The 26,854-nt window shown below is 55.1% G+C and carries 21 protein-coding genes; 12 read left to right on the top strand and 9 right to left on the bottom strand.

Annotation, left to right across the window (positions count from 1 at the left end; translation table 11 throughout):
• Positions 1 to 12 precede the first annotated feature (12 nt).
• The 4 genes from ACZ1HV_RS23670 to ACZ1HV_RS23655 form a co-directional block, all read right to left on the bottom strand.
• The gene (locus ACZ1HV_RS23670) at positions 13 to 1,170 is read right to left on the bottom strand and encodes a DUF930 domain-containing protein (protein ID WP_472716499.1); all 1,158 of its coding nucleotides are present in this window, start codon (positions 1,168 to 1,170) and stop codon (positions 13 to 15) included.
• A gap of 145 nt (positions 1,171 to 1,315) precedes the next feature.
• Positions 1,316 to 3,310: an RNA polymerase sigma factor RpoD gene (rpoD, locus tag ACZ1HV_RS23665; RefSeq protein WP_298821745.1), complete on the bottom strand. Its 1,995-nt coding sequence runs from the start codon at positions 3,308 to 3,310 to the stop codon at positions 1,316 to 1,318.
• A gap of 534 nt (positions 3,311 to 3,844) precedes the next feature.
• Positions 3,845 to 5,785: a DNA primase gene (gene dnaG, locus ACZ1HV_RS23660; RefSeq protein ID WP_472716498.1), complete on the bottom strand. Its 1,941-nt coding sequence runs from the start codon at positions 5,783 to 5,785 to the stop codon at positions 3,845 to 3,847.
• 130 nt (positions 5,786 to 5,915) lie between these two features.
• Positions 5,916 to 6,416, bottom strand: a complete 501-nt coding sequence (locus tag ACZ1HV_RS23655) for a GatB/YqeY domain-containing protein (RefSeq protein WP_472716497.1) — start codon at positions 6,414 to 6,416, stop codon at positions 5,916 to 5,918.
• Positions 6,417 to 6,662: 246 nt separating this feature from the next.
• On the opposite strand from ACZ1HV_RS23655, the gene carA reads away from it, so the two are divergent.
• On the top strand, positions 6,663 to 7,850 hold the full coding sequence (carA, locus tag ACZ1HV_RS23650) for a glutamine-hydrolyzing carbamoyl-phosphate synthase small subunit (protein ID WP_298963753.1): 1,188 nt from the start codon (positions 6,663 to 6,665) through the stop codon (positions 7,848 to 7,850).
• Between the two features lie 89 nt (positions 7,851 to 7,939).
• Here carA and ACZ1HV_RS23645 read toward each other — a convergent pair whose 3' ends face one another.
• Positions 7,940 to 8,377 carry a MerR family transcriptional regulator gene (locus tag ACZ1HV_RS23645; protein ID WP_298821738.1) on the bottom strand — a complete coding sequence of 146 codons (438 nt, stop codon included), beginning with the start codon at positions 8,375 to 8,377 and terminating at the stop codon, positions 7,940 to 7,942.
• A gap of 864 nt (positions 8,378 to 9,241) precedes the next feature.
• Here ACZ1HV_RS23645 and ACZ1HV_RS23640 point away from each other — a divergent pair.
• The 4 genes from ACZ1HV_RS23640 (at position 9,242) to ACZ1HV_RS23625 (ending at position 14,231) form a co-directional block, all read left to right on the top strand.
• Positions 9,242 to 9,520, top strand: a complete 279-nt coding sequence (locus ACZ1HV_RS23640; protein WP_152500641.1) for a helix-turn-helix domain-containing protein — start codon at positions 9,242 to 9,244, stop codon at positions 9,518 to 9,520.
• 171 nt (positions 9,521 to 9,691) lie between these two features.
• Positions 9,692 to 13,054, top strand: a complete 3,363-nt coding sequence (carB, locus tag ACZ1HV_RS23635; protein ID WP_472716496.1) for a carbamoyl-phosphate synthase large subunit — start codon at positions 9,692 to 9,694, stop codon at positions 13,052 to 13,054.
• Positions 13,055 to 13,175: 121 nt separating this feature from the next.
• On the top strand, positions 13,176 to 13,649 hold the full coding sequence (greA, locus tag ACZ1HV_RS23630) for a transcription elongation factor GreA (protein ID WP_298821732.1): 474 nt from the start codon (positions 13,176 to 13,178) through the stop codon (positions 13,647 to 13,649).
• Between the two features lie 111 nt (positions 13,650 to 13,760).
• Positions 13,761 to 14,231 carry a hypothetical protein gene (locus ACZ1HV_RS23625; protein ID WP_298821730.1) on the top strand — a complete coding sequence of 157 codons (471 nt, stop codon included), beginning with the start codon at positions 13,761 to 13,763 and terminating at the stop codon, positions 14,229 to 14,231.
• 17 nt (positions 14,232 to 14,248) lie between these two features.
• Here the strand turns inward: ACZ1HV_RS23625 and ACZ1HV_RS23620 are convergent, their stop codons facing one another.
• Positions 14,249 to 14,716 carry an Lrp/AsnC family transcriptional regulator gene (locus tag ACZ1HV_RS23620; protein ID WP_298821728.1) on the bottom strand — a complete coding sequence of 156 codons (468 nt, stop codon included), beginning with the start codon at positions 14,714 to 14,716 and terminating at the stop codon, positions 14,249 to 14,251.
• Between the two features lie 213 nt (positions 14,717 to 14,929).
• Here ACZ1HV_RS23620 and ACZ1HV_RS23615 point away from each other — a divergent pair, with 213 nt between their 5' ends.
• The 3 genes from ACZ1HV_RS23615 to ACZ1HV_RS23605 are packed head-to-tail and all read left to right on the top strand — an operon-like array spanning position 14,930 to position 17,898.
• On the top strand, positions 14,930 to 15,931 hold the full coding sequence (locus ACZ1HV_RS23615) for a mitochondrial fission ELM1 family protein (protein ID WP_472716495.1): 1,002 nt from the start codon (positions 14,930 to 14,932) through the stop codon (positions 15,929 to 15,931).
• Positions 15,932 to 15,978: 47 nt separating this feature from the next.
• Positions 15,979 to 16,947 carry a thioredoxin-disulfide reductase gene (gene trxB, locus ACZ1HV_RS23610; RefSeq protein WP_472716494.1) on the top strand — a complete coding sequence of 323 codons (969 nt, stop codon included), beginning with the start codon at positions 15,979 to 15,981 and terminating at the stop codon, positions 16,945 to 16,947.
• 54 nt (positions 16,948 to 17,001) lie between these two features.
• Complete coding sequence (locus ACZ1HV_RS23605) at positions 17,002 to 17,898, top strand: LysR family transcriptional regulator (RefSeq protein WP_298821722.1); 897 nt, start codon at positions 17,002 to 17,004, stop codon at positions 17,896 to 17,898.
• A 502-nt stretch (positions 17,899 to 18,400) separates the two neighbouring features.
• Here the strand turns inward: ACZ1HV_RS23605 and msrP are convergent.
• Positions 18,401 to 19,363 (bottom strand): protein-methionine-sulfoxide reductase catalytic subunit MsrP, encoded by a 963-nt coding sequence (gene msrP / locus ACZ1HV_RS23600; protein ID WP_298821720.1) that lies wholly within the window; start codon positions 19,361 to 19,363, stop codon positions 18,401 to 18,403.
• A gap of 270 nt (positions 19,364 to 19,633) precedes the next feature.
• Positions 19,634 to 21,697 (bottom strand): elongation factor G, encoded by a 2,064-nt coding sequence (locus tag ACZ1HV_RS23595; RefSeq protein ID WP_472716493.1) that lies wholly within the window; start codon positions 21,695 to 21,697, stop codon positions 19,634 to 19,636.
• Positions 21,698 to 22,172: 475 nt separating this feature from the next.
• On the opposite strand from ACZ1HV_RS23595, the gene ACZ1HV_RS23590 reads away from it, so the two are divergent.
• Entirely contained in the window at positions 22,173 to 22,469 is a 297-nt protein-coding gene (locus tag ACZ1HV_RS23590) for a hypothetical protein (RefSeq protein ID WP_298963745.1), read from the top strand.
• A 75-nt stretch (positions 22,470 to 22,544) separates the two neighbouring features.
• Here the strand turns inward: ACZ1HV_RS23590 and ACZ1HV_RS23585 are convergent, their stop codons facing one another.
• A complete protein-coding gene (locus ACZ1HV_RS23585; protein ID WP_298821713.1) occupies positions 22,545 to 23,024 on the bottom strand; it encodes a DUF992 domain-containing protein in 480 nt (159 codons plus the stop codon).
• Positions 23,025 to 23,568: 544 nt separating this feature from the next.
• Here ACZ1HV_RS23585 and ACZ1HV_RS23580 point away from each other — a divergent pair.
• The 3 genes from ACZ1HV_RS23580 to ACZ1HV_RS23570 are packed head-to-tail and all read left to right on the top strand — an operon-like array spanning position 23,569 to position 26,850.
• Positions 23,569 to 24,570 carry a glycosyltransferase family 2 protein gene (locus ACZ1HV_RS23580; RefSeq protein ID WP_298963743.1) on the top strand — a complete coding sequence of 334 codons (1,002 nt, stop codon included), beginning with the start codon at positions 23,569 to 23,571 and terminating at the stop codon, positions 24,568 to 24,570.
• Entirely contained in the window at positions 24,554 to 26,083 is a 1,530-nt protein-coding gene (locus tag ACZ1HV_RS23575; RefSeq protein ID WP_472716492.1) for a hypothetical protein, read from the top strand. Before ACZ1HV_RS23580 ends, ACZ1HV_RS23575 begins: the two co-directional genes overlap by 17 nt.
• Complete coding sequence (locus tag ACZ1HV_RS23570) at positions 26,080 to 26,850, top strand: class I SAM-dependent methyltransferase (protein WP_472716491.1); 771 nt, start codon at positions 26,080 to 26,082, stop codon at positions 26,848 to 26,850. Before ACZ1HV_RS23575 ends, ACZ1HV_RS23570 begins: the two co-directional genes overlap by 4 nt.
• Positions 26,851 to 26,854: the final 4 nt, after the last annotated feature.

The following is a 26,854-nucleotide window of genomic DNA, read 5'->3' as shown; positions in this document are numbered from 1 at the left end:
AATCACTGCCTCCTAAAAACCTGTCAGCCCCCGCTCGGCCCATTGGCTTTGGGGAATTTCCGGTCCGATCTTGAAAGCGAACTTTTCGACCCGCGTAACATCGCCATCCGTCTCGCACCGGAAAGCGACGTCGAACCATCGCCCCAGACTTCGAAACGCGGCCCGCCGGGGTTCCAGCACCGTGCCGGGTTGCGGTCTGAAGCTGGGCAAAAGTTCAGGTGGAACCGGGCTGGCAATCGTCAGTTGGGCACGCAGCTCCGTCATACACAAAAGGTTCAGCCGTTGCCCGGCCGGCATTCCCCGCATGGCCGTCCGGCTGCGAGTATCGTCCAGGATCCGCTCAGAATAGAGTTCGCGTGCCTGCAACAGGTCCTGACGCTGAGGAGCTGCTGATGCCGCAGGGCGCGCGCTTGCCTGGGGCCGGTCGGGCTTGGGTGTTGGCGTTTGAGATGTCGCGATCCGGCCAACTGTTCCGAAGTCGTCAACAGGCGCCGCCTCGTCGTCGCCGAGAAGCTGTTCAACTCCTGGCTCCTCAACAACATCCGTTTCCACATCTGGCTCTGGCTCTGGCTCTGGCTCTGGCTCTGGCTCTGGCTCTGGCTCTGGCTCTGGCTCTGGCTCTGGCTCTGGCTCTGAAGCAGAGTTGTCTGCCGTATCGGTCTCTTCAATCACTTCCTGCGGCAAGTCGGTATCTTCTTCCACCGTTTCAGAAGTGTCTTCAGGCACGTCTTCAGGAAGCTCTTCTGAAACCTCGTCCGTCTCGGTTTCTTCAGTGTTCGGTTCAGCGGTGCCTTCTTCATCTTCGTCGCTAAACTCTTCAACCGACGGCAGCACTGGCGTCTCCTGCGGCTGTTCTGCCTCAGCGAGTTCTTGTGGCGCAGGTGCGGATTGTTCGAGTTCTTCGGCCTCAGGCTCTTCCGATTCCGGAGGCGGCTCTTCTGCCTCAGGCTCTTCCGGAACCTCCGCGACTTCCGGCTCCGGCGGCGTGATCAGTTCAACTTCAATGGGCGTTTGAACGGGTGTCGGCTCATATCCGGATATCACACCGGTCAACAGAAGAGCTGCCAGCCCATGCAACAGCAAGGACGCCGTCAGGCCGAGTGCAAGATACCGTTTTTCCTCGGAGTTTACGTCCTCCATAGGTCTGTCTGTATCTGCGATTAGGGCCAAAAAAGCGCTCCTGAGCGAAAACCCGCCGTCAATCCAGTTTCACATTTTCTGAAAATGGTGTCGATGTTCTGTCACACCATGCCAATGAGCAAACAAAAACCCGGCATCGCTGCCGGGTTTCCGCAATAGTGTTTTGTCTGCAGCCTTAGCTGTCGAGGAACGAGCGCAGCTTGCGAGACCGGCTGGGGTGTTTCAGCTTGCGCAGAGCCTTTGCTTCGATCTGGCGAATACGTTCACGCGTTACGGAGAACTGCTGACCAACTTCTTCAAGCGTATGGTCGGTGTTCATGCCGATGCCGAAGCGCATTCTGAGGACGCGCTCTTCACGCGGTGTGAGTGAAGCCAGAACACGTGTGGTGGTTTCACGCAGGTTCGACTGGATGGCTGCATCGATCGGCAGAACGGCGTTCTTGTCTTCGATGAAATCGCCCAGGTGAGAATCCTCTTCATCCCCAATCGGCGTTTCAAGCGAGATCGGTTCCTTGGCGATCTTGAGGACCTTGCGAACCTTTTCCAGCGGCATCTGCAGCTTTTCGGCCAGCTCTTCAGGTGTTGGCTCGCGTCCGATCTCATGCAGCATCTGGCGAGATGTTCTCACGATCTTGTTGATCGTCTCGATCATATGCACCGGAATTCGGATCGTCCGCGCCTGGTCCGCAATCGACCGGGTTATCGCCTGACGGATCCACCACGTTGCATAGGTGGAGAACTTGTATCCGCGCCGGTATTCGAACTTGTCGACCGCCTTCATGAGACCGATGTTGCCTTCCTGGATGAGGTCCAGGAACTGAAGGCCGCGGTTTGTGTATTTCTTTGCAATGGAGATCACGAGGCGCAGGTTGGCTTCGACCATTTCCTTCTTGGCGATACGGGCTTCACGCTCGCCTTTCTGAACCATTGCAACGATCCGGCGGAATTCGGTGATCTCAAGGCCTGTTTCGGTTGCCAGCGTCTGGATTTCCTGACGCAGCTCGCGAACGGTTTCCTTTTCTTTGGCGATGAAGTTCTTCCAGCCCCGCGTGGAAAGATTTGCCACCTTGCGCAGCCAGTTCGGATCGAGTTCGGCACCCTGATACTGTTTCAGGAAATCGGTACGATCAACGTTGTAGCTGTCTGCAAGACGCAGAAGCCGGCCTTCATAGCCCATCAAACGCTTGTTGATGTCATAGAGCTGAGCAACCAGCGCGTCGATACGGTTCTGGTTGAGCGACAGGCTCTTCACATCGACGATGATGTCTTCTTTCAGCTTCTTGTAGCGACGTTCCTGGCTGGGCGACAATGTCTTGTTGGCCAGCTTGTTTTCAACCAGTTGGTCCTGAAGACGGCGCAGCTTCTTGTAGTTGTCCGCGATGTTGTCGAAAGTTTCCAGAACGCCTGGCTTCAGCTCTGCTTCCATGGCCGAAAGCGAGACGTTGGATTCAAACTCGTCGTCATCGTCCTCGTCGTTGTCGCCTTCACCCTCTTCACCCTCGGTCTCTTCCGAAACGCCGCCAGCGGTTTCAGCCGGCTTTTCGCCGGGCGCAACATCGTCGTTTGCAACAGCCGGACCGGCTTTGGCGTCCGGGCCTGCATAGGTTGCTTCAAGATCGATAATATCGCGCAGCAAAACCTGGGCTTCATTCAGCTCGTCGCGCCAGATGATGATGGCCTGGAACGTCAGCGGGCTTTCACACAAGCCTGCGATCATGGCCTCGCGGCCGGCCTCGATGCGCTTTGCGATGGCGATTTCACCTTCGCGGGAAAGCAGTTCCACCGACCCCATTTCACGCAAATACATGCGCACAGGGTCATCGGTACGGTCGGCCGGTTCCTTGGTCGTGGTTGTCTTGGTTACAGCCGTTGTAGTGGCCGTCACCAACTCACCGCCATCGACTTCGTCCGGGCCGTCGTCAGCTTCTTCGGAATCGATCACGTTGATGCCCATGTCGGAAAGCATGGACATGGTGTCTTCGATCTTCTCGGAGGACACCTGCTCTGAAGGCAGGACTTCGTTCAGCTCATCGTAAGTGACATAGCCGCGTTTCTTGGCGGCTTTGATCATCTTCTTGACGGCGGCATCCGACAGGTCCAGCAACGGGCCGTCCGTGCCGTCCGCGCTCTGCTCCTGATTTTCGTCTGCCTGTGTCGCTTTGGCTACCATATCGTGCTCCAGTTCGTGGCCGATGCGGCCACGCAGCGCCCTTTGTTTAGCTTCAACCCAATCCGGTTTCGGCGCGCCTGCTTTTATTTGCGGCGGCGATCCAAAGAATCAGTGTGGGTTGTTTGTAAGCCGTGTCCCTTAAGTCCCAATTAACCGTACACTTTTCGACATTGTGAAAAATCAGCATCGATTAAGCGCACGACCTTTTTGTCTCACACTCGAAGATCGAGCGCGGGTGTGGTGTTCAAACGGGTTGCAGCGTTTCTTCAGACTATTGCCGCGAGCTGGCTTGCTGGCTGCGGCGCGCAATGGCTGCAAAACTCCTATTTAGCTCGACGCTCACGATTCTGCAAGTGTGATCTCGTCACAGGTCAATGGGAAAATGCATTTTTTAGCCTTTTGCGGGGCAACAAGAGGCTTTTCTGGCATCTTTCAAGCCTGCGCGGCATTTGCCATTTAAGAAAGCAGGCTCAACATCAGCGCCGACACTTATCGGCAATCACTCAAAGAAACTTTCGACAGCGCCGAACACACCTACCCTGCTGCAACTGTTTCGGCAGGTGCTTGCGGTCCGGCCAATCTGATTTTTTTGGCTCGTTCAGCAAGATCCTGCTCCTCGCGGGCGCACTCTTCGCGCCGCCGGCTGAGATCCTGGGTCAACGCCTGGATGCGCGCCCAGGAATGTTCATCGAGTTCTTCATCGGCACTTTTGAGTTCCGTTGTCAGCTCGTCTTCCAATGCATTCAGTTCCAACACGTCGATGAAGTGGAGGTAGGCCGCTTCGACAAAATCCTCGGGTGGATTTGATTTCAATAGCGGGAAACGATGATTGAGTGCTGAAAATTCCGCGCGTTTTTGCTGCTGAAGTCCAATGGTCTCCAACATCATCTCATACATGATGTCCTTGAGCGGCTCGTCAAAGGCACTCGTCAGGTCCGCAATCGGTGTCTCTTCCAGGTCGTCGACAATACGGCAGAGAATATCGCGCAGTTGCACATGAAGTTCGTTGACAAACGGCAGTCTGGAAAACCGTTCAAAATTTCGGTCCAGCAAGTGCGGGAACCGCATGCAAAGTCCCAACAACAGGCGTTCGGTGCCAAAATCATCACTTGCGGCCACGCTTTCACGTACCCTGCCGAGTGAAGGAATGTCGGCGGGTTTCTTTCCGTTGCCTCGATTTTGCCGGGCCTGTTCGAAAAACAGATTGGAAAGCTTGAACTTCAGATCGAGCTGATAGCGCCGACGAACACGTTCGTCCTTGATCGTGCCAATCAGATCGTCAAACCGTTTCTCAAGAGCTGCCTTGCGCTCCGGGGTATCCAGTCGCGAGACCGAAATCTCCCTGTCCCAAACGACGTCGAAAAGTGACTGGGCCCGGGCGACCTCGGCATGGAACCCTTCCAGCCCCCGTTTTTTGACAAGATCATCCGGGTCCATACCGTCCGGAAGGAAGCAGAACTGGAATGAAAAGCCGCTTTTGAGAACTGGAAAGATCCTGTCGATCGCGCGATGGGCTGCCGAAACACCGGCAACGTCCCCGTCAAAGCAGATCACAGGTTCCGGGGCGAATTTCCAAAGCCGAACAACCTGATCTTCGGTAAAGGCCGTACCCAAGGAAGCAACCACGTGCCGAACACCTGCTTGCGACAATGCAATTGCATCAAGATAGCCCTCCACCACCACAGCTTCACCCGACTTGAATGCAGGTTCACGCGCCCTGTGCGCATTGAAAAGCATGACACCCTTGTGAAAGAGCGGCGTTTCCGGAGAATTCAGGTATTTCGGCTGCCCATCGGGTAAAAGCGTTCTTCCGCCGAATGCGACCACACGCCCGCGGTCATCCTGGATCGGTATCATCAGTCGTCCGCGAAAGCGGTCGTATCCCGGCCGGCCGTCCTCCGGCTTGATCACCAGGCCCGCTTCCACCATGACCGCTTCCGGAACGTCCCTTGCCGCCAGATAGCCTTTCAGGGCGTCCCGGCTGTCCGGAGCAAAACCGAATCTGAATTCGGCGAGCGTTTCACGGCTTAAGCCGCGTCCAAGAGCGTATTTGCGTGCAGTCTCGCCACGTCCGCCTGCAAACTCGGCTTGGAAAAACTGGGCTGCCATCTCACAGACATCTGCAAGTCCAGCACGCCTCTTTTCCCGTTTTGCAGCCTGCGGGTCAGGAGCAGGCAAGGCAACACCTGCCTGTTCAGCAAGCCGCTCGACCGTCTCTGGAAAGCTGAGGCCTTCAGTTTCACAGACAAAGGTGAAGTGATCGCCTGACGCGCCACAGCCGAAACACTTGTATCGATTACGCCGGTCATCGACGTGGAAGCTGGGGCTCTTTTCCTGATGAAACGGACAGCACGCCCAATAGTCGCCCTTGCCGGGCTGGGTCTTGCGCCGGTCCCAGGTGACCCGTCGTCCGACCAGATCTGACAGCGTCAGCCGGGCACGAATTTCATCAAGAAGACGCTGATCAAAGCGCATGGGGTTATGGCTGCCTGGAGTTCAGAAATATCAATCAATCCATGGCCGCCACACGGACTGCCAATCGAGCTGACAAAAATAGTGGGTAAATGCGAATGAAGCTAGGGCACGGTGAGATTTCTGACTGCCGTCACTCTGCTTCCGTACCGCTGGCTTCAGCTGCGGTTGCGCCGTTTCCGTTGGTACGCAACATATCCTTGACGACGCATGACGCTTGGACAAAGTCCATCTTACCCGGATATCGGGTCTTGAGTTCACTCATGCAACGGCCGATGTCCCTGAGTCCATGGGCATCGATGTCCTTGACGGTCTCTTCACAGATCGCCCTCACTTCCTCGTCGCTCAATTGAGCAGGCAGGAATTCACGAATGATTTCCTGCTCAACGCGCTCCTGTTCGGCCAGATCAAGCTGCCCACTGCTTTCAAATTCGACCGCGGAGCTCTCCCGCTGGTGGATCATTTTCTGAAGGATTTCAACAACGTCATGCTCGCTGACGCCGTCCTTGCCGTTCTCTCGTGCCGCAGCTTCGCGGTCCTTCACCGCTGTCTGAACCAGACGCAAGGTCGCACATCTGCGCTTGTTGCCGTCATCTTGCGCAGCTTTAAGGGCCGCGTTGATTCTGTCACGCATCGCTTCGCCCATGGATTACTCTACCCCTGCCGTGCTGAGGCTCGACGTCGTTCGACGCCCACGCGAACCACTCAGCCAAGTCATTGAATTTTAAAGATCTTTTTTCAACGGATCAATATTGACGATCCAAGCCGCTTCCCATAGAGTCCCGCGCTTAATGCAGACGGCCTAATGCGGGTCCTTTTTCCCGCTTCAGACGCCTTTCCTGCAGCGCATGATGTCACCAACAAGACCTGGAAACAAGACATGACGACTGCAGACGCATGGTCCGAGACCCCGGCGACCGCCCTTCTTGTGCTCGCCGACGGCAGCATCATCGAGGGTGTAGGCCTTGGCGCGACGGGACAGGCCGTTGGTGAAATCTGCTTCAACACCGCCATGACCGGTTACCAGGAAATCCTGACCGACCCGTCCTATTCCGGACAGATCATAACCTTCACATTTCCCCATATAGGTAACGTTGGGACGAATGACGAGGATATCGAGACCGTTAACATGGCGGCCGACAGCGGCATTCGTGGCGTGGTGCTTGCAGCAGAGGTCACCGATCCAAACAACTATCGAGCCGCACGCCATCTGGATGCCTGGCTGAAAAGCCGCAACATGATCGGAATCTGCGGTGTGGACACGCGTGCACTGACCGCTCTCATTCGGGAAAAGGGTGTGCCCAACGGGGTTATCGCTCACGCTCCGGATGGCAAATTCGACCGCGACGCGCTCGTAACAGCCGCGTCGAACTGGCCCGGCCTGGTTGGAATGGATCTGGCAAAAGACGCTTCGACGACCCAATCGCACCCCTGGTCGCAAACGACCTGGCAATGGGACGAAGGATTTGGCGAAGCAACCGGAGGTAAGTTCAAGGTCGTTGCGATCGATTTTGGTATCAAGCGCAACATCTTACGCTTGCTGACCGATGCCGGTTGCGAAGTGACCGTATTGCCGGCAACCGCGACGGCAGACGATGTGCTCGCACATCGTCCAGATGGCGTATTCCTTTCAAATGGCCCGGGTGACCCGGCCGCAACGGGTATTTATGCCGTTAGTACCATCAAGGAAATCGTCGACAAGGGCATCCCGACTTTTGGCATTTGCCTGGGCCACCAGATGCTTGCGCTAGCGCTTGGCGGGCAAACACTGAAAATGCACCAGGGCCATCACGGCGCCAACCATCCGGTCTTTGATCACACGACCGGAAAAGTCGAAATCACATCAATGAACCACGGGTTCGCAGTGGACGCTGAAAGCTTGCCTGACAACGTTGAGCAAACGCATATTTCGCTGTTCGATGGCTCAAACTGTGGTTTGGCAATGAAGGACAAGCCGGTCTTTTCCGTGCAATATCACCCGGAGGCTTCCCCGGGGCCGCGTGACAGTCACTATCTGTTCAAGCGGTTTACGGATTTGATGAAGGCAAGAGAAACAGAACCGGCATAGGTTCCATCTCCATAATCGAAACCGACCCGGCATAGAAAACGAAAAGCCCGGCAAGCAAGCTTGCCGGGCTTTTCTGAATTGAAAACAAGTTAGTGAACGAGTTCGCCGAACACCGTGAGGATCTGGTCAACCTCGGCGATCTGATCATCAAGCATCTGTTTTTGTTCCAGCAGGATTTCCTGCTGACCCTTACAGATCTCTTGAAGTTCCCTGAACTGATCTTCGCGTTTGGAATTTCCTTCAACCAGCTTGATCACCCTGCGGATTTCAGCGAGGGTCAAACCGATTTTCTTCGCCTGAATAATGACACGCATGCGTGACACATCACGCGGTCCATAAAACCGTCTTGCGCCTTTGCGCACGGGGTTCAGCAGACCTTTTTCTTCGTAAAAACGCAGTGTGCGCAGCGTGACGTTGAAACGTTCTGACATTTCAGAGATCGCAAGCGAGCGATCTTCAATTACCACGTCTTGCCCCGGACCAGCGATGTCCGGAACAACGACCATCTTGGTAGCTACATTGTTCATTCTATTAAGCCCGATCTTGTCCTTTTTGTTCCAGGGCTGATTGGGTCGTGCAACGCCCCTGGTTTTCCGATCCCACCATCGGTCCGCCAGGTCCCACTGACACTACACTTAAAGCTCCTGTTGCCGGAAAGCGTGGCTTGCCGGTTCAGAAGCTCCCAACATCAGACTCCTAGGAGACTAAGCACCAGTCTAATACAACAGAATGATAGATAAAATCTACAGTAAAATTGGAATTATTGACTACTTTCCGCGCAAGTTTCAGCTTTTCGAAAACTAAAACTACAATAAATGCAGAAAGGACATACAACTTTGAATAAATAGTTCCTGATGAAATTTGATTTCTAGGTATAAATATTAATTATCGATAATCTAGCACTAATAAATAGAGTGATCTTCCGTCGCGATATCCACAACGATTTTTCCTAACCCCACGGCAGATTGAGCTCAAAAAATACTTTGTTTTCTTTACCTTATCACTGACATTTATTACATGCTGACGCCACGCTCTAAATATTATCTAGAGAACTTGCTATCGATCTGCACCCTAACCGGCTGCCGCAAGGCAATCGCCTGCACCCACGCCGCACGCTTAACGTGCATATCTTGTCGAAAATGAAAACCATACGCACAAACTGAACGGGAAAACGTTCCTGTTGAGTGCATGCATGTCATCTTTCGCATCGCTAATATTTGTCCGTCTGTTCAAATTTCAAGACGCGAAAGCGCATTCGTCGCACAAAAAGGAGCACATTGTGCACTTCCCGATTGACAAGACCGCGTCCAGGTTATTTTTGTCTTATTTGTCAGCACGCTGGCTGCTGGTGAAGTCCGTACGGAACGAAGATATTCCGGAACATTGGTAATATGGCCGAATCAAAATCAAAAAATCCTGTGCAAGGCATGACCCCGCAGCAGTTTCGCATTTGGCGTCGCACCCTGGGACTGAAGCAAAAGGACGCTGCCGACAGGCTCGGTCTGAAGAAACGCATGATCCAGTATTATGAAAAAGGCAACCGGGACGGCCGCCCGGTGGAAATCCCGAAATCAATCCGACTCGCTTGCTATGCCTTGTCCGAAGGAATTGGCGACTTTGACGGTCAGAGCACCGCTCCCCTACCCGCTGAAAGCAAAGAGACCGATTAATCCGGCAATTTGGACGCAGAAAACGTCTGAATGATACGCAGCCGGGGTTTCCTACCGCTGCGCTTTTCCCTATAAGACGCGCTCAGCCAACATTGTCATTCACCTCATGATAGAGCCCGACCGAATAACGGCGACGTTATCCGGACTGGCCGCTGCGAGCTGCGAGCCGAGATGCCCAAACGCACAGATATCTCTTCCATCCTGATCATAGGTGCCGGGCCGATTGTTATCGGCCAGGCCTGCGAATTCGATTATTCCGGCACCCAGGCCTGCAAGGCGCTGCGAGAGGAAGGATATCGCATTATCCTGGTGAACTCGAACCCGGCGACGATCATGACAGATCCCGATCTTGCCGACGCCACATATATTGAGCCGATCACGCCGGACCTTGTGGCCAAGATCATCGAAAAGGAGCGTCCGGACGCACTGCTGCCAACCATGGGAGGGCAGACAGCACTTAACTGCGCGTTGGATCTTGAGGAAATGGGGGTCCTTGAAAAATTCGGTGTGGAGATGATTGGCGCCCGTGCCGATGTCATCGAAAAGGCCGAAGACCGGGAAAAGTTCCGGGCAGCCATGGATGTGATCGGCCTTGAAAACCCTCGCGCAGCCATTGCCTCGTCACCAGCCATTCGAGGAGAAGACGGCAGGATCACCGGATATGACCGCAACGCCGGATATCTGGAAGCCATGCGCGCACTGGACGAGATCGGCCTGCCGGCCATCATTCGTCCGGCATTCACACTCGGTGGCACCGGTGGCGGCGTTGCCTACAATCGGGAAGAATACGAGACGATCGTTCGCTCGGGTATCGACGCCTCACCTGTTGGTCAGGTCCTTATCGATGAAAGCCTGCTCGGCTGGAAGGAATATGAGATGGAAGTGGTCCGCGACAAAGCGGACAACTGCATTATCATTTGCTCGATCGAAAATGTCGATCCGATGGGCGTTCACACCGGAGACTCCATCACCGTTGCCCCGGCACTGACGCTGACGGACAAAGAATACCAGATCATGCGCGACGCCTCGATCGCAGTACTGCGCGAGATCGGTGTGGAAACGGGCGGCTCGAACGTGCAGTTTGCCGTCGATCCCGAGACCGGCCGCCTGGTGGTGATCGAGATGAACCCGAGGGTATCCCGCTCGTCCGCACTTGCCTCTAAGGCAACCGGTTTCCCGATCGCGAAGATCGCTGCCAAACTGGCTGTCGGCTATACACTGGACGAACTTGAAAACGACATTACGGGCGGTGCCACGCCTGCATCTTTCGAGCCGACAATCGACTATGTCGTCACCAAGATCCCTCGATTCGCTTTCGAGAAATTCCCAGGCTCAGTCCCGACATTGACCACCGCCATGAAATCGGTCGGTGAGGTGATGGCCATCGGCCGGACATTCAATGAAAGTCTCCAGAAGGCTCTCCGTGGTCTGGAAACCGGCCTGAATGGTCTCGATGAGACTGAAATACTGGGCCTAGATCAGGGTGATGACCGCAATGCACTTCGGGCAGCGGTTTCAACCGCGACCCCGACACGTCTTTTGAACGTTGCTCAAGCCATGCGTCTTGGGATGAGCGTGGAAGAAGCACATCAGGCAAGCGGGATCAGCACCTGGTTCCTGGACCAGATGGCTGACATCCTTGCGATGGAAGCAAAGGTGCGCAACATCGGCCTGCCGCAAGACGCGGCAAACCTGCGCAAGCTCAAGTCAATGGGCTTTTCGGATGCAAGACTGGCAAGCCTTGCAGGGCTCGAAGCAGACGATGTCGTTAAATTGCGGCAGGAATTGAACGTGCACCCGGTCTATAAACGCATCGATACGTGCGCCGCCGAATTCGCTTCGCCGACCGCCTATATGTATTCGACTTATGAAACGCCTTTCATGGGCAACCCAGCATGCGAATCCGACCCGTCAGAACGGAAGAAAGTCGTCATTTTGGGTGGCGGGCCGAACCGGATCGGCCAGGGCATTGAATTTGACTATTGCTGTTGTCATGCCGCCTTTGCGCTTGAAGATGCCGGGTATGAGACCATCATGGTCAATTGTAACCCGGAAACCGTGTCCACCGACTATGATACGTCCGACCGGCTCTATTTCGAGCCGCTGACGTCGGAAGACGTTTTGGAGATCATACGCCGCGAACAGGATAACGGCACGCTACACGGCGTTATTGTTCAATTCGGTGGGCAAACTCCTCTCAAGTTGGCTCAGGCTCTGGTCAAGGCCAATGTGCCGATCCTCGGCACCTCTCCCGATATGATCGATCTGGCGGAAGACCGGGATCGCTTCCAGAAGCTCTTGGTCAAACTGGACCTGAAGCAGCCGGAAAACGGCATCGCATATTCCGTTGAGCAGGGCCGTTTGATTGCCGGCCAGCTTGGCCTGCCATTGGTGGTGCGCCCGTCCTATGTTCTCGGCGGCCGTGCCATGCAGATCATTCGTGATGAAGAAGCGCTCAATTCATACCTTCTCGGCACCTTGCCCGAACTGGTACCGGCCGAAGTCAGGGCCAAGTATCCGAACGACAAAACTGGTCAGATCAATACGGTGCTGGGCACCAACCCCCTCTTGTTCGACCGCTACCTGGATGGAGCGATCGAGGTTGATGTAGATGCGTTGTGTGATGGCAAGGACGTGTTTGTTTGCGGCATCATGGAACACATCGAGGAGGCCGGAATTCACTCCGGTGACAGCGCTTGCTCTCTTCCGGCCTTTTCCTTGAAGGAAGAACTCATCGACGAACTGAAACGCCAGACAACGGCCTTGGCCCTGGCGCTTGAAGTCGGTGGATTGATGAATGTGCAATTCGCGATCAAAGGCGACGAAATCTTTGTCCTTGAAGTGAACCCTCGCGCCTCGCGAACCGTGCCCTTTGTTGCCAAAACGATCGGAGAGCCCATTGCCAAGATCGCCAGCCGGGTCATGGCCGGCGAGAGCCTGGCATCTTTCGGCCTTAGTGAGGCAAAACTGGACCACATCGCGGTCAAGGAAGCTGTCTTCCCGTTCGCGCGCTTCCCGGGTGTCGATACTATTCTGGGTCCGGAAATGCGCTCCACGGGCGAGGTCATGGGCCTCGACACGGCCTTCGGAAAGGCGTTTGCCAAAGCACAGCTAGGCAGCGGCACCGGCGTGCCGGGTAAAGGCACTGTCTTCATCTCCATGCGCGATGATGACAAGGCTGGCGTCGTGGATGCCGTGCGCAGCCTGGAAGCTGCAGGCTTCGATATCATTGCCACAGGCGGCACGCAGAAATTTCTTGAGGCAAACGGCATTGCAGTGAAGAAGATCAACAAGGTGCTTGAAGGCCGACCGCATATCGTCGATGCTATCAAGAACGGTGAAGTACAACTCGTCTTCAACACCACAGAAGGTGCGCAGGCGATTGCCGACAGCCGGTCGATGCGCCGCGCAGCTCTGCTGAACAAAGTGCCGTATTACACGACGCTGTCAGGTTCCGTTGCTGCCGCCAAAGGAATAACCGCCCACAAGGCGGGCAGCCTTGAAGTAAGACCTTTACAATCCTACTTCGGCTAAGGCTATTATACTCGTGACCGGCCGGGAAAGCGCGCCTTTCCCGGCTTGGTTTGTTTTTGTAAATGCGCGGTCCTTTATGAAGAGTGAGAAGAGGACCCAATAAGCTGAAGGTCTGAGACCCATGGAAAAAGTTCCGATGACCTCTGCCGGTTACAAAATGCTTCAGGATGAGCTGAAGAAACGTACCACGGTTGAGCGTCCGCGCATCGTTGATGCCATTGCTGAAGCACGCGCGCATGGCGACCTGTCGGAAAACGCAGAATACCATGCAGCCAAAGAAGCACAGAGCCTGAACGAAGGCCGCATTGCGGAACTGGAAGACAAGCTGTCCCGTGCCGAGGTCATCGATGTGACCAAACTTGACGGCGAGATCGTCAAATTCGGCGCGACCGTTTCCCTGATCGACGAGGACACGGAAGAAGAAAAGAAATACATGATCGTTGGCGATGTCGAATCCGACGTTAAGCACAACAAGGTTTCCATTTCTTCTCCGATTGCGCGCGCTCTGATCGGCAAATCGGTTGGAGACAGTGTTGAAGTCGCAGCTCCAGGCGGTGCTCGCTCGTATGAGATCGTCGAAGTCAGGTTCATGTAAACCGGCGCTTCGCAAGCAGCTCATTTTCAAGCAACTTTTCTATCGCTTTACCCTTTGACGCCTGCCGGTCTATCGCTAAGGTAGCAACCGGCACGTGTCGGAGAGCAAGTGATGGTCTTTCATGCAATTGGCGTCTGGTTGCTGGTGATCTCGGTTCCATTGTGGGCCTACCGCTGGTTTGCGTTCTCCAAACTGAATGGTCGCGAAAGACTGGCATTCAAACGCCTTATCAAGCGTCGGCACGAGAATCCTCTCGGATTTGCCCTGCGTGTTTTCGGCTTTCTGGTGGCACTGGCCGCGTCGGTGATTCTGCTGGTCCTCGGACTACGCTATTTCAAGCAAGGATCACTGGAACTCGGCACCTTCCGCGATACGATGCGCGGACGTCTTTATTCCGGTCTGGAACCGATTGATCAGGCATTGAACACGTTCCACTACGACCAGTGGCTGCCGATCGCAATTCTGACCACCTGCGCGCTCCTCAGCGTCGCCTTCACGCTGGTCGCAACCGCGCTCAGGGACATCTCGGTCATGGGGCGCCTGCGCAAACGCCTCAGCAAAATCGGTGACCGGCAAGACTGACCGGCCTCCGGTAAAATTCAATCGATTGGTACGACGGGTTCATCTTTGGTCCGACGGATTGTCAGGGCCGTGCGCACGCTGTCGACATTGGGCGCTGCAGTAAGCTCCCGGATAACGAAATTCTGGAATGTCTGCAGGTCCGGTGCGACGCATTTCAACAGGAAATCAACCTCGCCGGACAACATATAGCTTTCACGCACGAGCGGCCACTTCTGGACCGTTTCCTCAAATGCGATCAGATCCGCTTCGGTCTGGCTATGCAGCCCAACCATGGCAAAGGCGGTGACGTCGTAACCCAGCTGTTTTTCATCCAGCAGCGTCCTGTATCCGTGAATCAGTCCGGCCTCTTCGAGCGCCCTGACCCGGCGCAGACAGGGTGGGGCGGATATGCCGACGCGCCGCGCCAACTCCACGTTGGTCATTCGCCCGTCTGCTTGCAATTCTTTCAGGATCTGCCAGTCAATGGCATCGAGCCGCGCTTTCAAATCCGTCTCCTTTTAGCTCCACCTTGCGTCGTCCGGGGTAGACCAAGATGTGGATGTTCCACCCGGAACGCATTGGCGTCTTGCAGGCGCGAACCGTCTCGCGCTAACGTGTCAATTCTTGTGCCGGAGTATGATTTTTTGCGCGTTTGTGCAAGACTATAACAAAATTGCGCACGATTTCGAAAGATTACGATAGGGGAACCCCTCCCGACAATGCGAACCATGCCGGAGATTTCCCCATCCTCGATTTGGGTTCTCACAGACGGCAAGGCCGGTGATCTTGCGCAATGTACCGGCGTTGCCGAAGCTCTTTGCGTTCCCTTCGAAATCCGCACAATCTCTCCACGCGCTCCCTTTTCCTGGTGGCTACCTTTTGGCCCAACTGACCCTCGTGAGTGGGAGAACAGGCCCAATAGCCCGATCGCCCCTCCCTACCCGGACTTGGCAATCGCGTCCGGTCGCCGGGCAGCAGCCTATCTTAGGCGTATCAAGCGACGCTCCAATGGACACACATTTACGGTTTTCCTGAAGGACCCACGGACAGGGCCTGACAGCGCAGATTTGATCTGGGTTCCGGAGCACGACGCATTGCGTGGTCGCAATGTTCTTGTAACACCGACCTCTCCACATCGCTTCTCGGTATCAAAACTGGATGGCCTGAGAGCACAAAAGTCACCGGAAATAGACAAACTGGCGAGACCGCGCGTCGCGGTGCTGATCGGCGGTGACAGCCGGCATCACACTTACAGCGAAGACGACCAGAACCTCCTCCTAAGCGGTTTGAGGGAAATTGCCCACCAAGGCGCCGGTCTGATGATCACCGCTTCCCGGCGCACGCCACCAGGGCTGGCGTATGGTCTTGCCAGTCTCGCCAAGTCCGGCGGACATATCTATTGGACGGGTGAACTTCCCAACCCCTATGGGACTTTTCTCGCCAAAGCCGATGCCATCGTTGCCACGGCGGACTCTACCAACATGATCGGCGAGGCGACTGCCACCGGCAGACCCATCCATGTCTTTCATCCAGGTGGTGGTCACGCAAAGATCACCCGGTTTTTGGGGACTTTGCAGCGTCTTGGTGCGATTCACCCCTTTCCAGGTCCGCTGAAAACCACTACCTACGAGCCGATAGACGCCACGCCCGTGATTGCCGAACGCATTCTCGCCGATTACGCGGCGCTGCGGCGGAACGACAAACACGAGCCGGCAGACTAACCTTTCGCCGCCAGGCAAGAACACTTGAACAGGACTTAGGGGCGACCATGAGCACTGAACACAGCAAACTTCTGATCATCGGCTCCGGGCCGGCCGGATACACGGCTGCCATTTATGCTGCGCGCGCAATGATCGAGCCGACGCTTGTCGCTGGCATTCAGCCTGGCGGACAGCTGACCATCACGACGGACGTTGAAAACTACCCCGGATTCGCTGATCCCGTGATGGGTCCATGGCTGATGGAGCAGATGCAAAAGCAAGCTGAAAACGTCGGCACGAAGATTGTCTACGACACAATCACAAAGGCCGACCTTTCGCAGCGTCCATTCCGCCTGGAGGCCGACAGCGGTACTGTCTTCACAGCCGATACACTTGTTGTCGCCACCGGAGCACAAGCACGCTGGCTCGGACTGCCTTCGGAACAGGACTATATGGGCGCAGGCGTTTCGGCTTGTGCGACATGCGACGGCTTCTTTTACCGCAACAAGGAAGTCGTGGTTGTCGGCGGCGGCAACACGGCAGTTGAAGAAGCGCTTTACCTGGCAAATCTTGCGTCCAAGGTTACCCTGGTCCACCGCAGAGACAATCTGCGTGCAGAAAAGATCCTGCAGGATCGTCTGTTCAAGAACCCGAAAATTGAAGTGATCTGGGATCATCAGGTTGATGAAATTCTTGGTGGAGGCGAACCGAAAGCTGTGACTGGCGTGCGCCTCAAGAACACCCAGACCGGCGGCACTCAGGATATCTCCGCGGACGGCGTTTTCATTGCCATCGGTCACGCGCCTTCCGTGGAACTCTTCAAGGACCAGCTTGGGTTAAAGCCCAACGGTTACCTGGAAACGGCTCCAGATTCGACAAAGACCTCCATTCCGGGCGTTTATGCAGCTGGCGATGTAACAGATGACATCTATCGCCAGGCTGTCACCGCCGCCGGTATGGGCTGTATGGCAGCGCTTGAAGCGGAGAAATTTTTGGCCGAACACGAGGCCGAATCCACCCAACAGGCGGCTGAATAGTCCGCCACCGGGCCCGAATGTGCCGGGCCCATTACGTCCTGTGGAGGGGCACGCATGGATTGGGACAAACTGCGAATTTTTCATGCGGCCGCTCAAGCAGGCAGCTTCACCCACGCTGGCGATAGCCTGCATATGAGCCAGTCCGCCGTCAGCCGGCAGGTCAGTGCGCTGGAGCAGGATCTTGGTGTCCCGCTCTTTCATCGCCACGCACGCGGTCTTTTGCTGACGGAACAAGGCGAGCTGCTCTATCGCACCGCTTCGGATGTTTTAATGAAACTCGAAGCGGTTCAGACCAGCCTGACCGACAGTAAGGAAAAACCTTCCGGAGCGCTGCGCGTCACTACTACGGTTGGTCTGGGGTCCACCTGGCTCACGTCCCGCATCAAGAACTTCATCGATCTCTATCCAGACGTCGACCTTCATCTGATTTTCGACGATGACGAGCTTGATCTCGGCATGCGCGAAGCTGATGTGGCCATTCGGTTGCGCCAGCCCACCCAACCGGACCTGATTCAGCGCAAACTCTTCACCGTGCATTTTCACGTGTTTGCGGCACCCGAATATCTCCACCGCTTTGGAGCACCGTCAACGATCGAAGACATCGACAACCACCGCATCATCACATTTGGTGAACAGGCACCTGCCTATTTGCGTTCCATGAATTGGCTGGAGACCGCCGGACGAAACGCGACCGACCCACGTCGTTCTGCACTCAAGGTGAACAATCTGGTTGCCATAAAGCGGGCTGTTCAATCAGGTGTCGGCATTGCGATGCTGCCGGATTATATCATCGATCATGCGTCCAACATGGTACCGGTGATCACGGAAGAGGAAGACAAGGTGCCGTCTTTCGACACCTATTTCGTCTACCCTTCGGAACTCAAGAACACAGCGCGGGTCACTGCCTTTCGTGAGTTCTTGCTGACCAATGCAGAGAATTGGGTTTATTGACCTGGCAACCTTCCCAAAGTGTCCTCAAACCTCCGTCCACTCACCCCTGAAATGCCCGTATTTCAGGCTCCCGGGGGGCAGAATTTGAGCAATTGGTCCAGGAGCATCTGCGGAATTGAACATCATATTTCGCGTTGTCCAAAAATAATTTTATACAAAATTGGTGCTTGAAAGCGATCTGCCGCCTCAAAGCACACCCTCTAAAACATTGAATTTACTGAGCTTAAATTGTCGCCAGATTTTCTGAACACCAGCCTTGCGAAAAACGCATAGCAGGTCTGCGCGGCTGCCTCTTGTTTATGCAGCTTGTGCACTGCATATAAGCACTACTGTTGGTCACGCGGGCATCACGTCCTCCTCCCAGTGATGTCTAGACCAGCTGTTCCCCTCTGGAAGGTGATTCTACTGTTATCAGTGAATCAAAACAAACTGCCGGGTCCTTAAAGACCCGGCTCTTTTTTTGCCAATACTCTATTGCAGCGCACAATGCGCCAATCGGCATTTACATGAACAGCAATTCGCCCTTCATGTTTTTGTAGATCCCGGCAACCTGTTCTTCATAGCCGTTATAAAGAAGTGTCTGTCGGCGTTGATCCGTCCCAAGCAGGCGCTCGGAGTCCTGTGGCCAGCGGCGGTGCGGAACCGAAGGGTTCACATTTGCCCAGAAGCCGTATTCCTTGGGCTGAATTTCTTCCCAGAAACTGACAGGCCGCTCCTCGGTGAAGGTGATGCGTACGATAGATTTGATGGACTTGAAACCGTATTTCCACGGTGTGACCAGACGGATCGGCGCCCCAAACTGCTTTGCGAGCGGTTTGCCGTAAACGCCTGTCGCCATGAAGGTCAATTCGTTGGTGGCTTCTTCCAGCGTCAGTCCCTCAACATATGGCCACGGGTACCATGACTGTTTCTGTCCGCTTGCGACTGACGGGTCATGGAAGGTTTCAAATCGAAGGTACTTCGCATTTGATTTGGGGCTCGCCAGTTTCACCAGCTCCGAAAGCTCGAAACCCGACCATGGAACCGCCATCGACCAGGCTTCCACGCAGCGATGACGATAGAGCCTCTCTTCGAGCGGCATTTGGCTCAGCAGCTTGTCGATATCCACGATCTGCGGATTGTCGACAAGTCCGTCTAGCGTGACGGTCCACGGCCGAATCTGGAGCTCCTGTGCGGCTTGCCAGATCTGCTTGTGCGAGCCGAACTCATAAAAGTTGTTATATGTGGACGCGTCTTCCTCGTCAGTTAGGTCGCGATCAAGTGTGAAGGTCGGATTGCGCTTCACCGGATAGAGGCCGGCGCTTGGATCTTCTTCGGCAAAGGCCGGGCGTAGACCGAGACCGGTGCCCAGCAGAGCGCCGCCACCGGCCAGACCTGCAAGGATCTGCCGACGGTTCAGGAAGACATGTTCCGGCGTCGCGTCACGCTCGGGCATCGCCCAGCTGCGCTTTTTCAAAATATTCATTCTCAGGCTCCTGTTTGCCCAGAAGAGAACCGAAATCGGTGTTCAATGGCAAATAACGCCCTGGTGACCATTAGCAATACGAAAGTGAATGACGCAGTTTTCCAGAACAATCCCATGCTTGCGGCAATTCAATTCGGACTGTTTGCCAATGAAAACCTGCTGATCCGGATGACAGCCAATCGAAAGCAGGGTTGCAGCTGCAAAAGACGGGCAGCAATAAGAGGAGAATGAGAGGGGAAAGGCCCCTCTCATTAAGTCACGAATCCAGCATCAGGCCGCCTGCTTGCCTGACCTTTGCAAAGCCTGATCAGCCGCCTTTCCGGAAAGCTCCGCCAGATGGTCGAACGCCGACATATAGCTGGCGACGCCTGCCGTTGCAGAACGCAGCTCGACGATCAGATCACTGATCTCCGATTCAGGCATCAGGGCCTGAACCTCGTCCCAACCAGGCCAGTTCGGTCTGGCGTCGAACCCGAGCAGCTGCCCCCGTCTGGCCGAGACTATCGCATTCACCCGGGCAGTTGCGTCATTGGGACAGGCTATCGTCACTTTATGGATCGGCTCGAGCAGCACCGGTTTGCAATCCTTAAGTCCTTCACGAATGGCAAGGATACCTGCCATCTTGAATGCCTGATCGGAGCTGTCGACAGAATGATAAGAACCGTCCGTCAGGCAGATGGAAACATCGACCACCGGGAAACCAAGCGGACCTTGTCCAAGCGCGTCCATCACGCCGTCCCGCACCGATGGAATGTACTGTTTGGGAACCACACCACCGGTGATCGTGTCGCTGAATTGAAGACCTTCTCCCCTGGGCAGGGGTGAGATCTGAAGCACGACATCGCCAAACTGACCGTGCCCGCCAGATTGCTTCTTGTGCCGGCCGCGCACCTTTGTGCTGGTCCGGATCGTCTCGGCATAAGGCACATGCGGCGCATGGGCAGCTATGTCCAGCCCGTATTTGCCGGCAAGCCTTTCCTGGGCAACTCGCAGATGCATTTCACCCTGCCCCGCCAACAACGTTTCCGCCGTTGTCTGGTTCTGACTGATCGTAAGTGACGGATCTTCCTCGGCAAGCTTTGTCAGTGCGGTCGACAGTCGAACCTCATCTTTGCGCTGCGCAGCGGCAATTGCTGTTGCTAGCACCGGACTTCGCCTCTCGTCTGCCGGCTTGGCTGCGATTTTACCTGCCTCAAAGGCAATCAGGTCACCCGTCTGAACATGTTCGAGCCGACCAAGGGCGACCAGATCTCCTTTATTTGCCGTTGCGATTTTGGCAGCGTGCTGGCCGAAAACGTTGAAAAGACCAGATACCTTGACTTCGGTATCTCCATTGAGAAACAGGCTGTCACCGTCGGAAAGCTGCCCGTCCAGAAGGCGCGCAATGGATAGTTTCCCGCCATGTTGTGTGTGCAGCGTTTTGATCACCTGCAGGGCTGCCCTCTTGTCGCCGTCCAGTAAACGTTCTCTCAGTCGATCGACACCCGGAACTTCATGACGAAGTGCTTTCAACAGCTTGCTGACACCGTTTCCGTGTTCGGCCGACCCGAAAAAGACCGGACAGATAAGACCATCCTGCATTTCATTGACGAGATCGGCAAAAATCTGATCGCGATCCGGTGCAATGTCTTCCAAAAGGGCTTCCATCAGGTCGTCATCGTGGTCCGCAAGGTGCTCCAGCATGGTGAAACGCGCTTCATGTTCACGCGCCAGATCTTCATCAGACATGTCAATCTGCGTGCTTGGTTCCTTCTCGTGATAGACATGAGCCCTTTCAAGCGCCAGGTCGATAAACCCGGTCGCATGGCCGTCTTCCCAGATGGGTATTTGTCGAAGCACCAACGGAACCGCTGAGGCTGGCTGCAACACGCTGAGCACGTCTCTCACCCGGCGGGTGCTTTTGTCGATCTTGTTCAAAAACAAAACCCGCGGAATGGCGCGGGCTTCAAGGGCTTTCAGGATCACTTGCAAGGCGGGAACCTTGCGTTCGTCATCCTCCGCGACGACAATGGCCATGTCAGCGCCGCTAAGGGCTCCGTCCATCTCGCTCAGGAATTCGACTGATCCCGGACAGTCGACAAAGACGAAGTGGTCGCCCAGATAGTCTGCATTGGCGACATTTATTTCAACGCTCATCCCATGCGCGCGCGCCTCCGGTGAAGCGTCGCCTACCGTGTTGCCATCCGAGATTGAGCCCTGACGCGCAACCTTCTCGGTTCGCGCGAGAAGAGCTTCCAGCAAGCTGGTTTTGCCACTGCCGAACGGACCGACGAGTGCAATACAGCGCGGCGTAGTGCCGGCGGCGTTTCCTTTTCCGTTTGTTCCGATTGCCATAATTTGCCTCTCGTGTTTGAGGGGGAGCCCTAAAACTACGCGGCAAGGCCGGTTCGGTTGGACGCGGGCCCGCCGCGTCTCGCCCGGATGGGATCGAAGGCCCAAAAACCCGGTACTCTGAAGCACCAAGCCCCAACTGAAAGGCACATCGACCGGGGGCGGTTCTTCATGGTCGCGCCGAAAGTGAGCAGAACGCAAGGAGAATTGATGACGCAGCGCAACAATTCGATTGATGCCTGGTCCGCGTTTCCGCTGGAATACGGGCAATCAGTTTCCCACATATGCATCAGTCTGACGCGGATACAAAGATGACGATCAGCAAAGGTGTGTGCATACTCTGCCCGTCACCTCTGCCAGGTCGACAGAAATCGCCGTCAGGGCTGGCGAGCGAGAACGTCTACATTCTGCAGGCGTGAGCTGATACGCATGATACTTGGTGAGCCCCTCGCCTTGGTTACTACCAGGAACAAACACCATGACCCGGATGACTGCAGCAACAGTATTTCTTCTTTCTACGGTTCTCGCGGGAACAGCGAGCGCACAAAACAACCAGCTTCGTGGCTTGCCGCAGTCCGGTTCGTCGCTGCTTCCTTCAGCCCAGCAACAGCTGAACCAGAACCGGAACAGACAACAGTCGGGGTTTTCGACCCGTCAACAGATTGAAGGGGCAAACCGGCTGAACAGAACCGATCAGATCAATCGGGCCAACACTCGTCCGGATATCTCATCAACCCCTTGCGCGGGGGCAAATGAGAGCTGCCAGAACAAGTAGCCGGCCAAACGGAATTTGAAACGAAAACTGATCGCAAAGCCCGTTCCCGGCCAGGAACGGGCTTTGTAATTCGGTTCAGTTAATAGGCTCGAGCGTCAGCTTACTGACGCCAATGGTCAAGTTGGTGCCCGTTTGACTTTCCAGGCTGAAAGGGTTCAGCGCAATAGAACGGTCCAGCCCTCCGATAAGGGCATTGGCTTTGATACCTGCTCCCAAACTCGCGCCTGCGGTCAAGCCGCCATACGTTCCGGCCAATAGGCCCGGCTTGCGATCAGCGGAAGGTGCCAGAACGCCCCAAACAAGGTTGGCTTCCTTGGTGGTGCCGATATCAAGACCATAATCGCGTACTTTTCCTTTGTAGTACTCGACCGCTCCTCCATCGACAGGTTTGAAACTGCAGCCGAGCGTAGCAGAAGAACCAACTATGAAACTGTGCTCTCCCTCGACCAGACAATTAAGTGTTCCGATTTCGACCGTTGGTGTACTCTCAGAGGCGAGCGCCGTTCCTGCAAACAGAACGGCAGCCACCGCAAAACCAAATCTTGAAAAACACATTCTGAAACTCCTGGTATTGAATGCTGGCAGGCTTTCAGGAAGAGAAACCTGACCATCGTCACCATATGGGTCGGCATCAAGTCAAAATCGCGGCAGAATATTAAACACGCATAAGTCGTGCACACCTGCCGGGCGGAAAAGTCTGATTGCTAGCCATTCGACAGCAAAACAAATACAGATTGGTGCACTGAACCCCAGCGTTTTAGAGGACGCGATTAGTCGAACTTGGATGCTTGGTCTTTCAAATCCTGCCTGCTCCTTAGCCTTCAATTCTTGACCTTCACTTGATAGAAGCTTGAAGGGCGATCTCGGACATCGTCGAACCGGGAAGACAGAAAGAACATATATAATATAATTCAGTGTTATACTTAAAATTCACAAATATAAATAACAGCAAAATATCAACTATTCGAAAACAACGAAGTTATCCATTTCTTAAACTGTAATATCTAATTGTAACGATGCTTGAGCATGAGTTTCCCGGTTTGGTGCATCAGCAGGGAAACTCAAGCCCCGTTTGTCAGATTATTGCATAGTGTCGTTCATGAAACTGATCGTTCAAATTCCATGTTTCAACGAAGAAAAAACGCTACCGCTTGTTGTCGCGGAGATACCCAGGTCCATTCCAGGTATCGACAAAGTTGAAATCCAGGTCATTGACGATGGCTCCACCGACAGCACGGTCGAAACAGCGATCGCCTGCGGCGTCGACCACATCATACGAAACGGTCACAACAAGGGTCTGGCGAGAAGCTTCCAGTCCGGCATTGAATCCGCACTCAATCTGGGAGCGGACATCATCGTCAACACGGACGGGGACAATCAGTATTCAGGTGCATCCATCCCAGACCTTGTCAGGCCCATCGTCGAAAACCGCGCTGACATAGCAATTGGTGACCGCAATCCCGGTGAAAATCGGGAATTTTCCTGGGCGAAACGACAGCTGCAAAAATTCGGGACGCATGTGGTGCGCAGCCTCGCCCAAGTCGATGTAAGCGACGCCGTCTCCGGATTCAGGGCCTATTCCCGCGACGCTGCTCTGACCATCAACGTTATGACCAGGTTCAGCTATACCACCGAAACCTTGATCCACGCAGGCCAGCACGGACTGAAGGTGGTGTCCGTTCCTGTGTCGACGAACCCGACAACCCGCCCTTCTCGGTTGGCAAAATCCACTATTCGTTTCTTGCAAAAACAGCTCGTAACAATCCTGCGCAGCTATTTCATGTATCGTTCGCTCAGCGCTTTCCTATGGGCAGGCATCTTGATGATCACAATCGGCCTTCTGCCGGTTCTGAGATTTCTCTATTTTTATGCGATTGGCGATGGTGACGGCAGAATTCAGTCGCTCGTTCTGGGCAGCATGTTTCTTCTGGCGGGCTACATCACAGTCGTCATAGCGTTTCTGAGCGATGCTTTGGCAACAAATCGTCGATTGACGGAATCTGTGCTTCAGCGCCTTCGCCGTCTGGAACAAGACACTTTGCCGCCTTCGGCAAACCCGCAACTTCAATCCAGTGGCCAGCGCAATGACGATGTCCAGTGAGGTCACCGGGTCAGTCGGTCCAATGCCGCTAAAAAAGTCATGGGACCTGATCGCAATCGGCATGGTCCTTTACGCTTTGCTGGCAACCGGTCTCCTGAAAAGCGTGGACGGCTTCCCACTCGGGCAAAATCTCTACGACGAATACTTCCTCGCCCTTTTGGACGGGCGAATGGACCTGCCTGCGCGTGTGGCGCAGTTTGAAGGTCATTACACTGCTGACGGGGTTGCCTATCTCTATCACGGCATCGGGCCGCTGATACCCCGTTTCCTGTTCGGCTGGATCTGGCCCTTTGAAAACTATTCACTTGCGCCGCTGGCAATCTGGTTATGGTCTTGCCTTGGGACACTCTGTCTTCACGCCGCGTTCCACAAGGCGACATCAAGGTCGCTTGAACAGCTCGGCAGTCGGGGTCTCACGCTCAGCCGAATGCTCGGCATTGCTATCTGGTTCGGGTCACCGGGATTTTTGCTGTGCGCAAGCACATCCTTCTATCACGAACCCATCGCTCTGGCATTTGCAGCGACAAGCCTGTTCATATTGATCTGGGCCAACGTCGTCTTTGGCGACTGGCCTTTGTGGAAGACAGCCCTTCCCTGCGCCGCACTTGCAGCGCTGGCGCTTCACGCCAGGCCAAATGTTGCGATCGGGCTCTATTTCGCAACACTGCTTGTCCTTGGGTCGCTCGCCTGGATGTCGATGCGCGCGCATTTTCTGCGGATCGCACTCGCCCTGGCCATTTTGGGCGTTGGCGGCGCAGGCTACCTCGGTCTCAATGCAGCCCGCTTCGGGTCCCCGACCGAAACCCACGGCAGTTTCTCCAAAAGTGACGTTCAATACGGATTTGTCTACTGGGGTGCAGAAGACACAAACAGCGAAAGAGCCCAGGCGTTCAAGGACCACGGCAAGTTCAATGTGAAGCGTATTCCGCACAACGCGGCGATCTACCTGTTCGACCTTCCCGCCGTGACCGGTTCTCTCCAGGAGGCCAGCGAAGCGTTTCACAGATCGGTCAGATCGGCTCTGGCAGAAAACCTCGGCTTTATCCGCGTTGAAAGTCCCTATGTCGGCATGGTGTTCCTGTGGCCCCTCTGGATACTGTTTGCCGTCAGTGCACCGGCTGCAGGCAGACAGTTCTGGCGTCGCATGGCCATACCGTTGGCAGGCGGGTTCGCAATCGCGGGCTTGACCCTTGCCTACGGAACAATAACGCTGCGTTACCGGGTCGATCTTTGGCCATTGCTCGCGCTGCTGGCGCTCTTGGGCGCATCTGCGATTGCAAAACTGTTCGCCGAAGACAAGCCCGGACTGTTGTTGAAGGCGACGCTGATCGCCGCATTCCTGATGGGAATTGCCGTGTCCGCCAGCACCGTCGCTCAACTTCGCGGCTTCCAGATGGCACCTCAGAGCAAGCCTTTCTGGAGCATGGAAGAATGCCGGCACCTGGCTGGTCTGAAAGACTTTTCAGACGCTGACATTGAGCGGATCTGCCGTCCGCCAAGGATCGGACAATGACGTTATCCAAGGCCATCACACCAATGCCTAGTGCCAAACAACTCTATGTCGGCGCAGTCCGCGCCGTTCACCCCGTTGCGCGAGCCACAGGGCTGCTGTCCTGGCTGCAGTCTTCCGCAAAAAAACACCGGTTGGCACATTGGCTCAGAAGTCTGTTTGCCATTCACGATATCGATGGCCTGATCGACCTCGATGTCCCTTGGTGGACTTATGGAGCAATCGACGAAACCGAGGCTTTCCTCGCTTCGAGGCCAAATGCAAGGGTTTTTGAATACGGGTCGGGTGCCAGTACCGTTTGGCTGGCCAAGCGTGCGGGAACCGTTGTCAGCGTAGAACATGACGCCGGCTGGCATTCTCTTGTCCACACAAGGCTTGCAAAGGCCAATGGCGCAACAAGCCTCTCGCACGCCCTCATCGAACCCTCAAAGGCGCAAGCGGAAACCGACCCACAGTATCTTTCGGTCAAACCCGGTAACATTGGACTGTCTTTCGAGAACTACTCCAAATCTATCCTCGACCAGGACGAAGCCTTTGACCTCATCGTCATTGACGGCCGCGCACGCGCTGCATGTCTGGAACACGCCGTCACTCGCCTGAAGCCGGACGGTTTGATCGTCTTCGACAATTCCCGGCGCAAACGTTACCGCCAGTCTATCGCCGGCTCCGGTCTGGTTGTCCGGCATCTTGCAGGTTTGACGCCTTCGCTCCCTTATCCGGACGAGACCACCTTGTTGACATTTCCGCTGAAGAGCGCAGCAAAGACATAAAGGT

This window comes from Roseibium sp. JB4-4, from assembly GCF_055693425.1.
Note: the sequence above shows the minus strand (reverse complement) of the source record. Positions and strands in the feature narration are given on the sequence as shown.

Coding starts and splice junctions, on each gene's coding strand:
- ACZ1HV_RS23580 (WP_298963743.1), top strand. CDS start 23,569: ATGAAACTGATCGTTCAAATTCCATGTTTCAACGAAGAAAAAACGCTA.
- carB (WP_472716496.1), top strand. CDS start 9,692: ATGCCCAAACGCACAGATATCTCTTCCATCCTGATCATAGGTGCCGGG.
- ACZ1HV_RS23640 (WP_152500641.1), top strand. CDS start 9,242: ATGGCCGAATCAAAATCAAAAAATCCTGTGCAAGGCATGACCCCGCAG.
- ACZ1HV_RS23590 (WP_298963745.1), top strand. CDS start 22,173: ATGACCCGGATGACTGCAGCAACAGTATTTCTTCTTTCTACGGTTCTC.
- ACZ1HV_RS23570 (WP_472716491.1), top strand. CDS start 26,080: ATGACGTTATCCAAGGCCATCACACCAATGCCTAGTGCCAAACAACTC.
- carA (WP_298963753.1), top strand. CDS start 6,663: ATGACGACTGCAGACGCATGGTCCGAGACCCCGGCGACCGCCCTTCTT.
- trxB (WP_472716494.1), top strand. CDS start 15,979: ATGAGCACTGAACACAGCAAACTTCTGATCATCGGCTCCGGGCCGGCC.
- ACZ1HV_RS23645 (WP_298821738.1), bottom strand. CDS start 8,377: ATGAACAATGTAGCTACCAAGATGGTCGTTGTTCCGGACATCGCTGGT.
- ACZ1HV_RS23625 (WP_298821730.1), top strand. CDS start 13,761: ATGGTCTTTCATGCAATTGGCGTCTGGTTGCTGGTGATCTCGGTTCCA.
- ACZ1HV_RS23615 (WP_472716495.1), top strand. CDS start 14,930: ATGCGAACCATGCCGGAGATTTCCCCATCCTCGATTTGGGTTCTCACA.
- ACZ1HV_RS23655 (WP_472716497.1), bottom strand. CDS start 6,416: ATGCGTGACAGAATCAACGCGGCCCTTAAAGCTGCGCAAGATGACGGC.
- dnaG (WP_472716498.1), bottom strand. CDS start 5,785: ATGCGCTTTGATCAGCGTCTTCTTGATGAAATTCGTGCCCGGCTGACG.
- msrP (WP_298821720.1), bottom strand. CDS start 19,363: ATGAATATTTTGAAAAAGCGCAGCTGGGCGATGCCCGAGCGTGACGCG.
- ACZ1HV_RS23585 (WP_298821713.1), bottom strand. CDS start 23,024: ATGTGTTTTTCAAGATTTGGTTTTGCGGTGGCTGCCGTTCTGTTTGCA.
- ACZ1HV_RS23605 (WP_298821722.1), top strand. CDS start 17,002: ATGGATTGGGACAAACTGCGAATTTTTCATGCGGCCGCTCAAGCAGGC.
- greA (WP_298821732.1), top strand. CDS start 13,176: ATGGAAAAAGTTCCGATGACCTCTGCCGGTTACAAAATGCTTCAGGAT.
- ACZ1HV_RS23595 (WP_472716493.1), bottom strand. CDS start 21,697: ATGGCAATCGGAACAAACGGAAAAGGAAACGCCGCCGGCACTACGCCG.
- rpoD (WP_298821745.1), bottom strand. CDS start 3,310: ATGGTAGCCAAAGCGACACAGGCAGACGAAAATCAGGAGCAGAGCGCG.
- ACZ1HV_RS23575 (WP_472716492.1), top strand. CDS start 24,554: ATGACGATGTCCAGTGAGGTCACCGGGTCAGTCGGTCCAATGCCGCTA.